The organism is Streptomyces sp. NPDC048191, assembly GCF_040652655.1.
Taxonomy (GTDB): domain Bacteria; phylum Actinomycetota; class Actinomycetes; order Streptomycetales; family Streptomycetaceae; genus Streptomyces.
Map to the genome: position 1 here is coordinate 306,587 of NZ_JBEZMO010000005.1, position 14,976 is coordinate 321,562.

General features: G+C 73.0%; 9 protein-coding genes. 3 read left to right on the plus strand and 6 right to left on the minus strand.

What is annotated here, in order from left to right; all coding sequences use genetic code 11:
• Window positions 1-7 precede the first annotated feature (7 nt).
• Entirely contained in the window at window positions 8-1,699 is a 1,692-nt protein-coding gene (locus AB0D93_RS11905) for a serine/threonine-protein kinase (RefSeq protein ID WP_362117059.1), read from the minus strand.
• 239 nt (window positions 1,700-1,938) lie between these two features.
• Between AB0D93_RS11905 and AB0D93_RS11910 the strand changes: the two genes are divergently transcribed.
• Window positions 1,939-2,352, plus strand: coding sequence for a hypothetical protein (locus AB0D93_RS11910; protein WP_362117062.1), 414 nt, complete (start codon window positions 1,939-1,941; stop codon window positions 2,350-2,352).
• 98 nt (window positions 2,353-2,450) lie between these two features.
• Here the strand turns inward: AB0D93_RS11910 and AB0D93_RS11915 are convergent, their stop codons facing one another.
• The 4 genes from AB0D93_RS11915 to AB0D93_RS11930 all read right to left on the minus strand — a co-directional run bounded on the left by AB0D93_RS11915 (window position 2,451) and on the right by AB0D93_RS11930 (window position 11,552).
• Window positions 2,451-4,130, minus strand: coding sequence for a protein kinase (locus AB0D93_RS11915; RefSeq protein ID WP_362117070.1), 1,680 nt, complete (start codon window positions 4,128-4,130; stop codon window positions 2,451-2,453).
• Window positions 4,131-4,279: 149 nt separating this feature from the next.
• Window positions 4,280-7,375, minus strand: coding sequence for a protein kinase (locus AB0D93_RS11920; protein WP_362117074.1), 3,096 nt, complete (start codon window positions 7,373-7,375; stop codon window positions 4,280-4,282).
• Window positions 7,376-7,538: 163 nt separating this feature from the next.
• Complete coding sequence (locus AB0D93_RS11925) at window positions 7,539-9,617, minus strand: serine/threonine-protein kinase (protein WP_362117077.1); 2,079 nt, start codon at window positions 9,615-9,617, stop codon at window positions 7,539-7,541.
• 225 nt (window positions 9,618-9,842) lie between these two features.
• The gene (locus tag AB0D93_RS11930) at window positions 9,843-11,552 is read right to left on the minus strand and encodes a glycerol-3-phosphate dehydrogenase/oxidase (RefSeq protein WP_362117081.1); all 1,710 of its coding nucleotides are present in this window, start codon (window positions 11,550-11,552) and stop codon (window positions 9,843-9,845) included.
• A 282-nt stretch (window positions 11,553-11,834) separates the two neighbouring features.
• On the opposite strand from AB0D93_RS11930, the gene AB0D93_RS11935 reads away from it, so the two are divergent.
• Window positions 11,835-13,043, plus strand: coding sequence for a nucleotide sugar dehydrogenase (locus AB0D93_RS11935; RefSeq protein WP_362117084.1), 1,209 nt, complete (start codon window positions 11,835-11,837; stop codon window positions 13,041-13,043).
• Window positions 13,044-13,179: 136 nt separating this feature from the next.
• Window positions 13,180-13,743, plus strand: coding sequence for a hypothetical protein (locus tag AB0D93_RS11940; RefSeq protein WP_362117087.1), 564 nt, complete (start codon window positions 13,180-13,182; stop codon window positions 13,741-13,743).
• 65 nt (window positions 13,744-13,808) lie between these two features.
• On the opposite strand, the gene AB0D93_RS11945 is transcribed toward AB0D93_RS11940, so the two are convergent.
• Window positions 13,809-14,933 carry a GuaB3 family IMP dehydrogenase-related protein gene (locus tag AB0D93_RS11945; RefSeq protein WP_362117090.1) on the minus strand — a complete coding sequence of 375 codons (1,125 nt, stop codon included), beginning with the start codon at window positions 14,931-14,933 and terminating at the stop codon, window positions 13,809-13,811.
• Window positions 14,934-14,976 lie beyond the last annotated feature (43 nt).

Genomic DNA, 14,976 nt, shown 5'->3' on the forward strand with positions numbered 1-14,976 from the left:
CAAGCGGTCACGAACCCGTGACCGAGAAGGTGTCCACGGCCACGTCGAAGTACTCCCGCGCCTCCCGCACCTTGCCGACCGGCGCCGACACCCACACGTCGTACATCCGCCCGGCCTGCTCCCAGCACAGGTCGTAGGTGTGGCGCGGGCCCTCCGCCGCGCTGAAGCCGTCCCAGGTGAACTCCCACAGCGCGGCCGGGTGTCCGTCGTGCGTGGTGCGGGTGACCCGGCCGTCGTGGTAACCGGGGTTGGTGGACGGGCCGTTGGCAGCGGACCGTTCCATCACGGCCCGGGGGCCGCCCGGTTGGGGACCAGCGACCTTGATGCCGAGGCGGAAGGTCTCGCCCGGGGAGAGGTAGAAGACGCGCTCGCCCTGCGGACTGCGGGTGAAGTCCCGTGGCACGGCGAGGGAGAAGCCGGCCGGGTCCCGGGCCGTGCGGTATCCGGAGGGCGCGCTGTGCGAGCCGGCCGTGGACCGGTCGGTGGGCGCCGGGCCGGAGGCGGGGGGTGTCGTGAGTGAGCCCGGGCTCGTGCCGGTCGCGGTGGCCGGGGAGTTCGGCGTACCGCCGGGGCCGCCGCCGCCCCCGCGCCCGTCCCGGTGCAGCAGCACCGCCGCCGACACGCCTGCCCCGGCCAGCGCGGCGATGAGCAGGGCCGCGACCAGTACCCCGCGCGTGGACGACGGCCGGGTCCGGGGCTCGGCAGCCGGTGCCGGGGCGGCGGCCGGGGGTGATCCGCCGTGCGGGAGGTCCTGCTGGGTCGGTGTGTACGACGCGGCGGCCTTCGGGGTCCGGGCGGCGCCGATGCGGTGCATGAGCCCGGCGGCGGTGGTGGCTCCGGGCGACGGCCCCGGTGCCTCCGGTGTACGGCCCGTCTCCAGGAACGTCCGCAGCATCTGTTCGGCCTCGGCCGCGCCGAGCCGCCGGTCGGGATCGCGTTCCAGCAGCCCCCGTACGACCGGCAGCAGCGGTCCGGCCTCGCCGGGTGGCCGGATCTCGGCGGCGACGACGGCGTGCAGGATGCCGCCCAGCGAGTCGCGGCGGAACGGCGACTCGCCGCTGAGCACCGTGCACAGCAGCGCGCCCAGCGACCACAGGTCGGACTCCGGCCCGGTGCGCAGCCCCGACATCCGCTCCGGCGCGGTGTATTCGGGCGAGCCGACGAAGGAGCCGGTCTCGGTGAGCGTGGTGGCGCCCGCGACCTGCGCGATACCGAAGTCGGTCAGCACGACCCGGCCGGTGCCGGACTCGATCAGCACGTTCGCCGGCTTGATGTCCCGGTGCAGTACCCCCGCCTCGTGCGCGGTGCGCACCGCGCTGAGCAGGGCGACACCGATCCGCGCGGCCTCCGCGGCGTCCACGGGGCCCTGCCGGGCGAGCCGGTCGGCGAGCGAGCCGCCGTCGATCAACTCCATGACCAGGTACGGCCGTTCGTCCTGCTCCACCACGTCGTGGACGACGATGATGTGCGGGTGCCGCAGCCGGCCGACCGCCCGCGCCTCGCGGAACGTACGGTCCCGGCGGCGCCGCGCGTCGTCCTCGGTCAAGGAGTCGTCCGGGAGGAGTTCCTTGACCGCGACCCGGCGTTCCAGTGTCAGGTCGAGGGCCCGCCACACGACGCCCATGCCGCCGCGCCCGATCCTCGCCTCCAGGCGGTAACGGTCCGCGATCACACGGAAGACGTCCCCCTCGGTCCCCATGCGCCCCATCATGCCGCATCGGACGGACGCCTTCCGGGGCGGCGATCGGCCAAGTATGCCGCCGAGGCCCATCCGGACTTCACCCCAGTGGACGGTCAGGGTCGATCATTTTCAGCCACAACCTGTTTTGAAAGAGCCACAAAGGACGGCAAATCATAAGGCAATACACGCCATACCGGGCAGAACGGGCGGCTTGAATCATGCTGTCGTGTGAATCATGAAACCCTTACATTCCCCTTATGGGAAACACGTTTAAGCGCCTTTCCGTCACAGGTGTCGCGGCGGTGGCGATATTCGCCACGACCACAGTGACCAATGCCAGCGCGGCGAGCGGCGCAGCCGCGTGCTCGGTGACCGGCGCCTCGGGGAGCCTCACGTTCACCAACTGGACGTCCCACCATGTGGACATCAGCGGTTGGGTCAAGGACAACGCCGCCGACGGTCACCATGTGGCCATTCGGCTCTATTCCATAGACGATGGCACCGGATGGGTGACGGACTGGCCCTGGCATTCCGATTACGACGGAAACGGATCGAGCCTCTCGTTCACCACTTACGCGTCCCCCTCGGGCGACGCTCTCGACTACATCGGCGCGGAAGTGGCGGTCATGGAAGGGAACACGATAGTCCGTTCCTGCTCGGACGCCGCCTGAGCCCATCGTCGACGTATCGGCCCACGCGGCTCCCCGATGGGCCGATACGCGACACAAGAGCGAGCACGGTGACAGTGGGACCCGCTGTCCCACTCGGATCAACCTTCCTGGAAGCCCCGCAGGATCCAGTCGAACTGCTTTTTGGTGGTGGCCCAGTCGCCGGCCGGCGAGGCCTCGTAGATGGCGTACTCGGTGCCGTCATTGTCCATGTACGCGACGTCGATCGCATGGTAGGGCCCAGGGAAGTAGTGCGGCGCATCCTTGGCCAGCGCGTTCCACGTGTACTCCCAGCGGACGCCCGGCAGGTCGCGGAAGAGCTCCTCCTTGAGGCTCAGCTTCTTGTAGCCCAGCAGCCGCGGCGCGACCCGCTGCTGCTCCAGGTAGCTCATGTGGTCGTACGCGGTGCGGAAGTCCGGCGCGGTGTCGACGGCGACCCGCACGAGGTGCTTGCCCTTGTCGGGCGAGTAGTCGACCTGCCGGAGGCCGTCCTGGTCGATGGAGACGGACCGCTTCCACCCCTTGGGCAGGGAGATGCTGAAGCCCACCGGGTCCTTGCGCCGCTGCCAGCCGCCGGGAACCGCCTTCTGACCTCCCCCGTGGCCCGGCGTGGCACGGGCACCGGTACTCGGAGGCGACGACACAGCGGCGGAGTCGCCGGGGCTGCCCGAGTCGAACTGCTGCAACGCGAACGCGACAGCTGCGCCGACGATCGCGGCGAGGACGACCACCAGGGCGAGCGTGCGCAGCCTGCGGCGCTTGGGCGGCCGTACCGGCTGCCCCTGCGGGACGGGCGTGTGTGGCCCGGAACCCGCGTCGTACGGACCGCCGACCCGCGTCGGCCCGGTCACCGGTGGATACGGCGTTCCGGTGGCTCTCTCCGCGCCGGTGCGGGTGGGCCCCGTCCGCGCCTCCGAGGGGAAGTGGCCGTGCTGCGTGGGCACGTACGCCTGCGCCGCGTTCGGCCGTCGGCCCTCCGCCGCTTCGGCGAGCATCTGCTCCGTCTCGTCCGCGCCGGGCCGTTGCGCCGGGTCCTTCTGCAGCAGGGCGGATATGACCGCGCCGAGCGGACCGGCGTGGCGTGTCTCGTCGGCGTCCTCCTCCACGACCGCCTGCATGGTGCTCAGCGGTGAGGTGCGGCGGAACGGCGAACGGCCCTCGACCGCCGTGTACAGCGTGGCGCCGAGCGCCCACAGGTCCGAGGAGGGGCCGGGGTCGTGGCCGCGCACCCGCTCGGGCGCGAGGTAGTCGACCGAGCCGACGACCTCTCCGGTGCGGGTGATGGTGGAGTCGCCCTCGATCTGGGCGATGCCGAAGTCGGTGAGCAGCACCCGGCCGTCCCGGCCGAGGAGCACGTTGCCGGGCTTGACGTCCCGGTGCAGCACGCCGGCGGAGTGCGCGGCGCGCAGCGCCCGCAGCACCCACAGGCCGATGCGCGCGGCCTCCCGCGGCTCGACCCGCCCGCGCTCCTTGACCGCGTCGGCCAGCGAGTTGCCCTCGACGAGCTCCATCACGATCCACGGACGGCCGTCGTGTTCGAGGACGTCGTGCACGGTGACGACGGCGGAGTGGTTGATGCGCGCCGCGGCGCGGGCCTCGGCCCGGGTGCGGGCGAGCAGCACGGCCCGGTCGCTGTCGGAGACGTAGAGCGCGGCGGTCAACTCCTTGACGGCGACCGTCCGGTTCAGCACCTCGTCGTGGGCGCGCCATACCCGGCCCATGCCGCCGCTGCCGATGGAATCGGCGAGCCGGTAGCGGCCCGCTATCAGCAGGCCCTGCATCTGATTCACGTTGCCCCGCAATGCTCTTGACTGGGTCAGACTAAGGACCGGTCCACCAACAGGGAACCAGCGGGGTGCCAAGGTGACAGCACTGTGACGGTTGTCGCCGCCGGAATCGGCCAGTACCGGTCAGCCGGTATACGGGGCGCTCAACCCGTGTAGCGGTACGTCGCCGTGGCCTGCTCGTACAGCCGCGTCACCTGGTCCCGCTGCCCCTCCGGGCCGCGGACCTGGACGATGTGGTAGTGACCGTTCAGCAGGATCGCCATGTTGCGCACGAACAGGTCGCGGCCCTGCCCGTCGGTCCAGGTGAACTGGCCCTCGGCCATCGTCCGCCCGCCCACCTCGATGGTTCTCAGTCCGGTGGCCGTGGCCCAGCTGGAGTCGCGATACGGCTGGAGTTCGCTCTCCTTGTCCCGTTGGTAGGCCATCGGGTCACTGCCGTACGCCGATGCGCTGTCCCTGCCCGGTACGACGATCAGCTCGAAGTTCCCGTGCGTGTAGACGACCTGGCCGCTGCCGTTCTTCGGGGTGCGGTCCCAGCCCTTGGCCACGGCGACCTGGAAGCCTTCCGGGTCCTTACGCAGGGTGAAGCCGTCGGCGACGGACGGGTCGCCGCCGGTCTGGGTCTCGGTGGCGGGCGCGCTGCTCTGCGGGGTGCCCTGTCCGGGGGACGGCTGCTGCCGGGTGTGCGTGGGCGCCGGGCTCGCCTCACCGGCGCTGCCCGTGCGGTCCGGGCTGCCCGCGGCCCCGCTCCCGCCCTGCTTCGGCATGAACAGCATCGCGTACGCGATCGCGCCGGCCAGCAGGAGCAGGATCAGCAGAAGCAGGGTCCGGCCGAGTCTGCGCGGCGAACGGGCCTGCTCCTGGGCGGCCCTGGCCCGCTTGTGGCGACCGTGGGGGTGGACCTCGGACAGCCCGGCGCGCCGCCGCCGCAGCCGCACCAGCTCGCCGCGACGCCGGACGACCGGCAGCCGGCTGGGGTCGGCGGGCGGCACCGGTACGACATGGGTGCCGGCGTCGGGCTCGGGCGCGGAACGCACCAGCGACCGCAGCCAGCCGCTCAGCTCCTCGAAGTCCAGGCGCTCGGTGGGGTCCTGACGCAGCAGCGACTCCACGACCGGCCGGAGCGGACCGCACTCCTCGGCGAAGGCGGGCGGCTCCGCGCACACCAGCTGCACCAGCTCGGCCGTCGACTCCTCCGGGTACGGCGCGTGTCCCTGCACGGCCCGGAACAGCAGTGCCCCGAGGGCCCACAGGTCGGTCGCGGGCCCGATCGGCGCCGCCAGCTGCCAGTTCTCGTGCACGGGGCCGGCCTGCTCCGGCGCCCAGCGCTCGGTCACCGGCCCCACGACGGTCATCCGCACCTGCCGCGCCCGCTCGGCCGCCAGCGCGTTCCCCGGCCCCCGCCGACTACCACCCACCACACGACCGTCGTCCCAGCAGGGCCCGGCGGGGTCTTGCGGGGGGAGGAGCCGACGGGTGGGGCCGGGAGCGTGGTGAGGGCCGCCGACGGCGGGAAGGCCGGGGTCCGTGGCGCGGTCGCCGGGAGCGGTGGACTGGGCCGGCAGCTCCGGACCACGACCGGCTGGGCCTGGGGCGGAGGGCAGGGCGGGGCGTTGGCGGACGGGGTCGGTGCCGTAGGACACGGCGGGGGCGGTGCCGTAGGGAGGCAGGTCCGGGTCGGCGGGGGCCGGAGCGCGACCGTCCGAGGGCAGGTCCGTGCCGCCGTGGGTCGGATCGGTGCCGTAGGACGGCAGGTCCGGGCCGGCGCCGGCCGGGGCGCGGCCGTACGGGGACAGGTCCGTGCCGCCGTGGGCCGGGACGCGGCCGTCCGAGGGCAGGTCCGTGCCGCCGTGGACGGGATCGGTGCCGTAGGACGGCAGGTCCGGGCCGGCGCCGGACGGGGCGCGGCCGTACGGAGACAGGTCCGGGTCGGCGGGGGCCGGGACGCGACCGTCCCAGGGCAGGTCCGTGCCGCCGTGGGTCGGATCGGTGCCGTACGGAAGCAGGTCCGGGTCGCCGTCGGTGGGGGTGGGGGTCGGCGCGGGGAGGCCGGGGCGTTGGGGGCCGCCGCTCGCTGCGGTGGTGCCGGGGCGCGGTTCGGCGCCGTGCCAGGGGGCGCCCCGCACTCCGTAGGGGTCGGCGATGCGGCCGGACGGCGTCGTACCGCCCGGCCCGCCCTGGTACGGCAACCGCGCCGTACCGTCGGCGCGGTCGGCGCCGGTGCCGGCCTCGGCGGGCGGCCGGGCCCCGGGCAGCGCGGCGCGCCCGGTCTGCCGGGCCTCCTGCACCCGGGCGGCGGCACGGGCACCCGCGCGGTACGCGGCGATGGCGCCGGCGCGGGCGGCGCGGATGTCCGCGCCCGTGTCCAGGGGCCGTTGCCCCGCCGGACCGGGCACCCCGCCCCCGCCGGACGCCCCGTTCGCCCCGGGCACCGGCAGCCCTCCGGCCGCCCGTGCCTGGATCGCGGCCCGGCGCGCGGTCTCGGGATCGACTTCGGCGGACAGGACTCCGCCCGCTCCGGACCCGTCAGCCGGGCGGCCACCGGAACCCGGGGGATCCCCCCGGCCCCCGGTGAACGGAGTCGCTCCCGCTCCCGGGCCCCCCTCCTCCGTGCCCTCCTGGACCGGCACCGGGTCGTACCCGCACAACGCCTCCTCCGCGGCGCCGACGGCGAGGCCGGTCAGCATCACACGGCCGTCGTCGCAGACCAGCACCGTGCGGGCGGTGATGTTGCGGTGCACCCAGCCGTGCGCGTGCAGCACCCGGAGCGCCATGACCACGTCGGCGGCCACCTCCGCCGCCCGGTACGGCGACAGCGGCTGCTCGGCGAGCAGCGCGGCCAGCGGACGCGCGGCCACCAACTCGCTGACCACCCACAGCGACCCGCCCTCGGCGAACACGTCGAAGACCTGGTCGAGGCGGGGATGATCGGGGATGCGAGCCGCCGCCTGCGCGGCCTCGACGGCACGCCGCACCGCGGGGTCCGCGGGCCGCCGGGTGGCGGTCCGCGCGTCCGCCGTCCGGCGGGCCCCCCGCTCCCGAGCGGTGAACCCCTCCGGCAGCCCCTCCGCGTCGAGCACCTCGGCCTCGACGACCTCCGGCAACGGCACCTGCCGGACGAGGACTTCCTGGCCGCTGTAGGTGTCGAAGGCGCGGGACTCGGTGAGTTCGTACTCGTCGGAGGGCGGCAACGGCAGGCGGTAGCGGTCGGCGAGCACCCGACCCGCGTAGTCGTCCACGTTGCCTCCCCCGGCCGCCCGGTCGGTCACATCCGTTCGCCTCGCGACCCGTTTCGCACACACTTCCGGCTGCGTACGGTCCGCAACCATTCACGATACGTGCCGGAGGCAACCCGCACGGAGTGGATGACGGATTCTCACGCGCCAAACCGGCGCCTGAAGCCTACGACTTGGGCTCGAAGGAGGCCGTGAGCGTCTTCCACGTGTCCTTGCACAGCTCGCTGTCCCATTTCGCGGCCTCGGCGGTGTACATCAGGCCGTAACCGAGATGGCCGTTGACCACGAACCCGCGGTCGATGGTGTGGTACTTGGCGCCGTCGACATAGGTGAACTCCCAGTCGGCCGTGTTCCAACCGCGGTAGTTCACCTTCTCGATGTGGATCCGCTGGTACTGGGCACGCACCATGGCGTGCTCCTGGTTCTCCCAGTCCGCCACCGGGTCGTCCTTGGGGCTGCCGGTCCAGCCGATGAGCAGCTTCTGCCCGTCGGGACCGGCGTAGCGGTCGCCCGCGCTGTCGGTGGACTTGTACGACCAGCCCTTGGGCAGCCCGATCGAGTACCCCTGCCCGCCCTTGTGGGTCGACACCACCGGCGCGCTCCCGCCGCCCTTCGCCCCGGACTTGCCGGACGAGCCGGCTGCCCCGGAGCCGGCGGTGGCGTCGGCGTCGACCGCGGCGCCCGACGCGGAACCGGCACCGGCCGACGACGAGCTCGTGCCGTCCGCCGCCCCGCTGCCCGTGCCCTTGCCGCCCTTGTCCTGCTTGGTGGACGCACTGGCACTCGCCGCGGCCTTGGCGCCGCTGCTCCTGCTGTCCTTGTCGTCGCCGTTCAGGACGATGGCCAGGATGGTGCCGAGCACGGCGAGGACGACCAGCACCGCGATGATCATCAGCGTGCGCTTGGGCACCACATCGGTCAGCGGTGCCCTCGGCACGGGCCGCGGCGGCAGGTCCAGGTCCGGTGGCGGCATCACCGGCCAGCCCGAACTCGGCTTGTTGGCGCTGGAGTTCGGCCCGCCCGCGGCACCGGAGGCGGCACCGGCCTGTCTGCCGGTGGTCCCGGCGCCCGGGCCCTGCGCGGCCGCGGAGCCCGCCGCACCGGAGGAGGCGGGCCGACCGGGGCCCTGGGTGGCCGGGCGTGTCCCACCAGGGGCGGCACCGCTCGCGCCCGCCGCCCGGCCGGCGCTCGGAGCGGCCGTGTCGCCGCCGCCCTTCGTCCGCGCCGAGGCCGCGGCGGTGGCCGACCCGGCCGCCTTGCGGACCGAACGCAGCGCGCCGCGCAGCTTCTCCCCGGCCTCCTCGCCCCGCCTGCCCCCGGACGACCCGGGCTGCGGCGGCAGCGGAACCACCCGCGTGGCGTCCAACGGCTCCGGCTCGGGCGGGTGGATCACCGCGTCGAGCATGGCCCGGGCGCCGCCGTCGTCGAGCCGCTTGGCCGGATCCTTGTTGAGCAGGCCGTGGATGACGTCCCTGAGCGGGCCCGCGTTCTTGGGCTCCTCCAGGGGCTCGGTCATCACCGCGGTGAGCGTGGCGATCGCCGACCCCTTGTCGTACGGCGGCACCCCCTCGACCGCCGCGTACAGCAGGCCGCCGAGCGACCACAGGTCGGCCGCCGGTCCCGGCTTGTGGCCGCGGGCGCGCTCGGGGGAGATGTAGGACGGGGCGCCGACGAGCATGCCGGTGGAGGTGATGGACGGGTCGCCCTCGACCTGCGCGATGCCGAAGTCGGTGAGCACGACCCGGCCGTCCTCGGCGATGAGCACGTTGGACGGCTTCACGTCCCGGTGCAGGATGCCCTCGCGGTGCGCGGAGCGCAGCACGTCGAGGACGGCGAGACCCACCTCGGCGGCACGCTTCGGCTCCAGCAGGCCGTCCTCGCGGATGACCTCGGCGAGGGACTTGCCCTCCACCAACTCCATCACGATCCACGGCCGGTCGTCCTCGTCGACCACGTCGAAGACCGTCACCGCGCTCTTGTTGCGGATCCGGGCGATCGCCTTGGCCTCACGCAGGGTGCGCGTGATCAGGCGCCGCTTCTCCTCCTCGTCGATGTTCGACGGGAACCGCAGCTCCTTGACGGCGACCGTCCGGCCCAGGGTCTCGTCCTCGGCGCGCCAGACCGTGCCCATACCGCCCCGGCCCAGCACGTCTCCCAGCCGGTACCGCCCGGCGAGGAGACGACGCTCGCTCTTGTCCTGACGAGTCCCCTGACGAGATGTACCCGCCCGCTCCGCCTCCGACATGCGTCCCCTCATACAACCCGCCCTGACAGAGCCTCCATTGTCTCTCACCCGACAAGTGCCGAGCGCCCAGGGTGCCCATGGCCTCCGGCGGAGCCGACATGCCGGAAGACGGGCGAAGTGCACGGTTTTCGCACGGGGGTGACGGCCGTTCGGCTGCCGACGGTCGCGCACGGCCCGACCTCCGCGGAAGGCACCGGCCGCACCTCCCCCTGTGCCGCCCCCCCCTCAGCTGAGCGGCACGATGTCCGGCGCCCCCAGCCTCGCCGCGTCCGCGGTCAGGTCGTCGGGCTGGAGCTGGGACTCCCGCTCGGCCTCCACCCGTTTCTCGTAGTGCTCGACCTCGCGCTCTATCTGGTCCTTGTCCCAGCCGAGGACCGGCGCCATCAGCTCGGCCGCCGCGCGGGCGCTGCGGGTGCCCCGGTCGAAGGTCTCGATGGAGATGCGGGTGCGCCGGGTGAGGACGTCGTCCAGGTGCCGGGCACCCTCGTGGGAGGCGGCGTAGACCACCTCGGCGCGCAGGTAGTCGTCGGCGGCCTGCAGCGGTTCGCCCAGGGCGGGGTCGGCGGTGACGAGGTCCAGAAGCTCCTCGGCCATGGAGCCGTACCGGTTGAGCAGGTGCTCCACGCGGGCCACGTGCAGTCCGGTGCGGGCGGCGATCCGGGCGCGCGCGTTCCACAGCGCCTGGTATCCCTCCGCGCCCAGCAGCGGGGTCTCCTCCGTCACGCACTCGGCGACCCGCATGTCCAGGCCGTGCACCGCCTCGTCGACCGCGTCCTTCGCCATCACCCGGTAGGTGGTGTACTTGCCGCCCGCCACGACCACGAGCCCCGGCGCCGGATGGGCCACCGTGTGCTCGCGGGACAGCTTGCTGGTGGCGTCGGACTCGCCGGCGAGCAGCGGGCGCAGACCGGCGTACACACCCTGTACGTCGTCCCGGCCGAGCGGCACCGCCAGCACCGAGTTGACGTGCTCCAGCAGGTAGTCGATGTCGGCGCTGGACGCGGCCGGATGGGCCTTGTCGAGGTTCCAGTCGGTGTCGGTGGTCCCGATGATCCAGTGCCGGCCCCAGGGGATGACGAAGAGGACGGACTTCTCGGTGCGCAGGATCAGGCCGGTCGTGGAGTGGATGCGGTCCTTGGGCACCACCAGGTGGATCCCCTTGGACGCGCGGACGTGGAACTGGCCGCGCTCCCCCACCATCGCCTGTGTGTCGTCGGTCCACACGCCAGTGGCGTTGACGATCTGCTTGGCGCGGATCTCGTACTCCCCGCCGCCCTCCACGTCCTGCACCCGGGCGCCGACCACCCGCTCGCCCTCGCGCAGGAAGCCGGTCACACGCGCACGGTTGGCCGCCTTCGCGCCGTAGGACACCGCCGTGCGCACCAGCGTGGCCACGAAACGGGCGTCGTCCATCTGGGCGTCGTAGTACTGCAGGGCGCCGACCAGGGCGTCCTTCTTCAGACAGGGGGCGACGCGCAGGGCATGACGGTGGCTCAGGTGGCGGTGCAGGGGCAGGCCCCGGCCGTGGCCGCGCGCCATGGACATCGCGTCGTACAGGGCCACGCCCGAGCCCGCGTACAGCCGCTCCCAGCCCTTGTGCTGCAGCGGGTACAGGAACGGCACCGGCTTGACCAGGTGCGGGGCGAGCCGCTCCAGCAGCAGCCCGCGCTCCTTCAGCGCTTCCCGCACCAGGGCGAAGTCGAGCATCTCCAGATAGCGCAGACCGCCGTGGATCAGCTTGCTGGACCGGCTGGAGGTGCCCGAAGCCCAGTCGCGGGCCTCGACCAGGCCGGTGGACAGACCGCGCGTGACGGCGTCCAGCGCGGTGCCCGCGCCGACGACCCCGCCGCCGATCACCAGCACGTCCAGCTCCCGCTCCGCCATCGCCGCCAGTGCCTCGGCGCGCTGCGCCGGCCCCAGAGTCGCTGTCCTCACCGTTGCCTCCCGCTGTCGCTGACTCGCTCGCGTCGGCCACACCCGGTGGGCGAAGCCCGGTTTCATCCCCTCCTCATGCCCAAATTCTGACCGGCTTGCCCGACTTCAGCCACCACGGGCTCCCAAGCTGTGGACAACTTGCGCACAACCGTTGGAAGACACACGAACACAATCACGCATAACAGTCATATATGTATCTAGCCTGACATCGCGCTTGCTCACGCTGTCCACAGCGGTTGCGCACCTGTTCCGTTTCGGCTACTGGGAAGGACGGCCCACGCCATGCCCGCAGACCTCGCCGTCATCGGACTCGGCCCCTACGGCTTGCCGCTCGCCCAGGCCGCCGTCGCCGCAGGCATCCCCACCATCGGATACGCCACCGGTCCGGAGGCGGGCTCACTCAGCGCCGCCGAGCTTCGCCGGATGCACGCGGCCGGCTTCCGGCCCGGCACCGACCCGGCCCAGCTCGGCCGGGTCCGCACGGCGGTGATCTGCGCGCCGACCCCGCGCGGCGCCGACGGCGGACTCGACCTCGCCCAGGTGGAGGCGGCCACCCGTACCCTCGCCGAGCGACTGCGCCCGCACACCACCGTCATCCTGGAGTCGCCGGTGCTCCCCGGCACGACCGAGGAATTCCTGCGGCCCCTGCTGGAGAAGGGCTCGGGGCTGCGCGCCGGCCGCGACTTCCACCTCGCCTACTCGCCCAGCCGCGTCGACCCCGGCAACCGTGACCACACCCCCGCCAACACGCCCAAGGTCATCGGCGGCCTCACCCCCGCCTGCACCGAGTCGGCCGCCGCCTTCTACGGCCGGCTCACCGACAAGGTGGTACGCGCGCGCGGGCTGCGCGAGGCGGAGACGGTGCAGCTGCTGGAGACCAACTTCCGGCACGTCAACATCGCGCTCGTCAACGAGATGGCGGTCCTGTGCCATGAGCTGGGCGTCGATCTGTGGGACGTGATCCGGTGCGCCGAGACCAAGCCCTTCGGCTTCCAGGCGTTCCGGCCCGGCCCGGGCGTCGGCGGTCACGCCGCTGCGCAGGACCTGACCGGCCACGCCACCCGCACCCTGCGGATGGTGGAGCTGGCCCAGCAGGTCAACAGCCGGATGCCCCGGTACGTCGTCCAGCGCGCCGCCGCCCTGCTCAACGAGCACGGCAAGTCCGCCCGTGGCGCGCGGGTGCTGCTGCTCGGCGTCACCTACAAGGCCGACCTCGGCGACCTGCAGGGCACGCCGGCACAGGAGATCGCGATCCGGCTGATGGAGCTCGGCGCCTCGGTGAGCTTCCACGACCCCCTCGTGGCCTCCTGGAACGTGCTGGACCGCCCGGTCCCGCGCGCGGACTCGCTCTACGAGACCGCCGCGGAGGCCGACCTGACGATCCTGCTCCAGCAGCACCGCACGTACGACCTGCAGGGGCTGTCGGTGAAGGCACAACTGCTGCTGGACACGCGCGGGGCCACCCCCACGGGGGCGGCCGACCGGCTCTGAGCCCGGTCACGAACGGAAAACGGCCGGGGGTGTTGTCGTCCCCGGCTGTTAATCTCCCCCGGACTCGCCGCACACGCGTGCGGGGGTTTTCCGTTTCCGTCCTTCAGTCGTGCTCCATATCGGGGGGATTCCTGTCATGAGCCAGTCAGCTCCGCCGCCGCAGCCGCCGCAGCCCGGTCCCGTCGGGGCCAACCCGTACGCGCAGCAGGGCCCGGCCGACGCGCCGTACCCGCCGCAGCCGGGCGCCCCCGTCGGCCAGCCGGGCGCCTTCGCCCCGCCGGCGCCGCCCGCGCCGGGCCGGAACAACGTCGTCCTCGGCATCGTCGCCGCCGTCGTCGCCGCCGTGGCCGCCGCCGCGCTCTACGGCTTCGTCATCGGCGCCACCAAGCACGAGATCGGCTACGCCGCCGTCGGCGTCGGCTTCGTCGTCGGTCTCGCCGCCGGCAAGGCGGGCGGCCGCAACCCGGCCCTGCCCGTCGTGAGCGCGATCCTCGCGCTCGGCTCGGTCTACGTCGGCCAGCTGGTGGGCGAGGCCATGATCGGCGCCGACCAGCTGCACGTGAGCTTCAACGAACTGTTCTTCCAGCACCTCGACGTCGTCCAGAAGGTGTGGAAGGAAGACGCCGACCCGCTGACCTTCCTCTTCTTCGCCATCGCCGCGTTCGCCGCGTTCTCCGGCGCCAAGAAGGCCGCCGCGTAACGCCTGCCCGCACGCCGAAGGGCCCGGCCACCTCGTCGGTGGCCGGGCCCTTCGCGTCGTAGGCGTCAGCGCTTGTGCTGGCTGTCCGCGACGGTCACCTCGACCCGCTGGAACTCCTTCAGCTCGCTGTAGCCGGTCGTGGCCATCGCGCGGCGCAGGGCGCCGAAGAAGTTCATCGAGCCGTCCGGCGTGTGGGACGGGCCGGTGAGGATCTCCTCGACCGTGCCGACCGTGCCGAGGTCGACCTTCTTGCCGCGGGGCAGCTCCTCGTTGACCGCCTCCATGCCCCAGTGGTGGCCCTTGCCGGGCGCGTCCGTGCCGCGGGCCAGCGGAGAGCCCATCATCACCGCGTCGGCGCCGCAGGCGATCGCCTTGGGCAGGTCGCCGGACCAGCCGACCCCGCCGTCCGCGATCACGTGCACGTACCGGCCGCCGGACTCGTCCATGTAGTCACGGCGGGCCGCGGCCACGTCGGCGACGGCCGTGGCCATCGGGACCTGGATGCCCAGCACGTTGCGCGTGGTGTGGGCAGCGCCGCCGCCGAAGCCGACCAGGACGCCGGCCGCGCCGGTGCGCATCAGGTGCAGCGCGGCGGTGTAGGTGGCACAGCCGCCGACGATCACCGGGACGTCCAGTTCGTAGATGAACTGCTTCAGGTTCAGCGGCTCGTGCGCGGACGAGACGTGCTCCGCGGAGACCGTCGTACCGCGGATGACGAAGATGTCCACGCCCGCGTCCACGACCGCCTTGGAGAACTGGGCGGTGCGCTGCGGGGAGAGCGCGGCCGCCGTGACCACGCCGGAGTCGCGCACCTCCTTGATCCGGGCGCCGATCAGCTCCTCCTTGATCGGCGCCGCGTAGATCTCCTGGAGACGGCGGGTCGCCTGCTCGGCCGGCAGCTCGGCGATCTCGTCCAGCAGCGGCTGCGGGTCCTCGTACCGCGTCCACAGGCCCTCGAGGTTGAGCACGCCGAGGCCGCCCAGCTCACCGATGCGGATCGCGGTGGCCGGGGAGACGACCGAGTCCATGGGAGCGGCCAGGAAGGGCAGCTCGAAGCGGTAGGCGTCGATCTGCCAGGCGATCGAGACCTCCTTCGGGTCCCGCGTACGGCGGCTGGGGACGACGGCGATGTCGTCGAAGGCGTACGCCCGGCGGCCGCGCTTGCCGCGCCCGATCTCGATCTCAGTCACGTCTTGGCCTTTCCCTGATGCGTTCAGCGTCTTCCAGTATCGC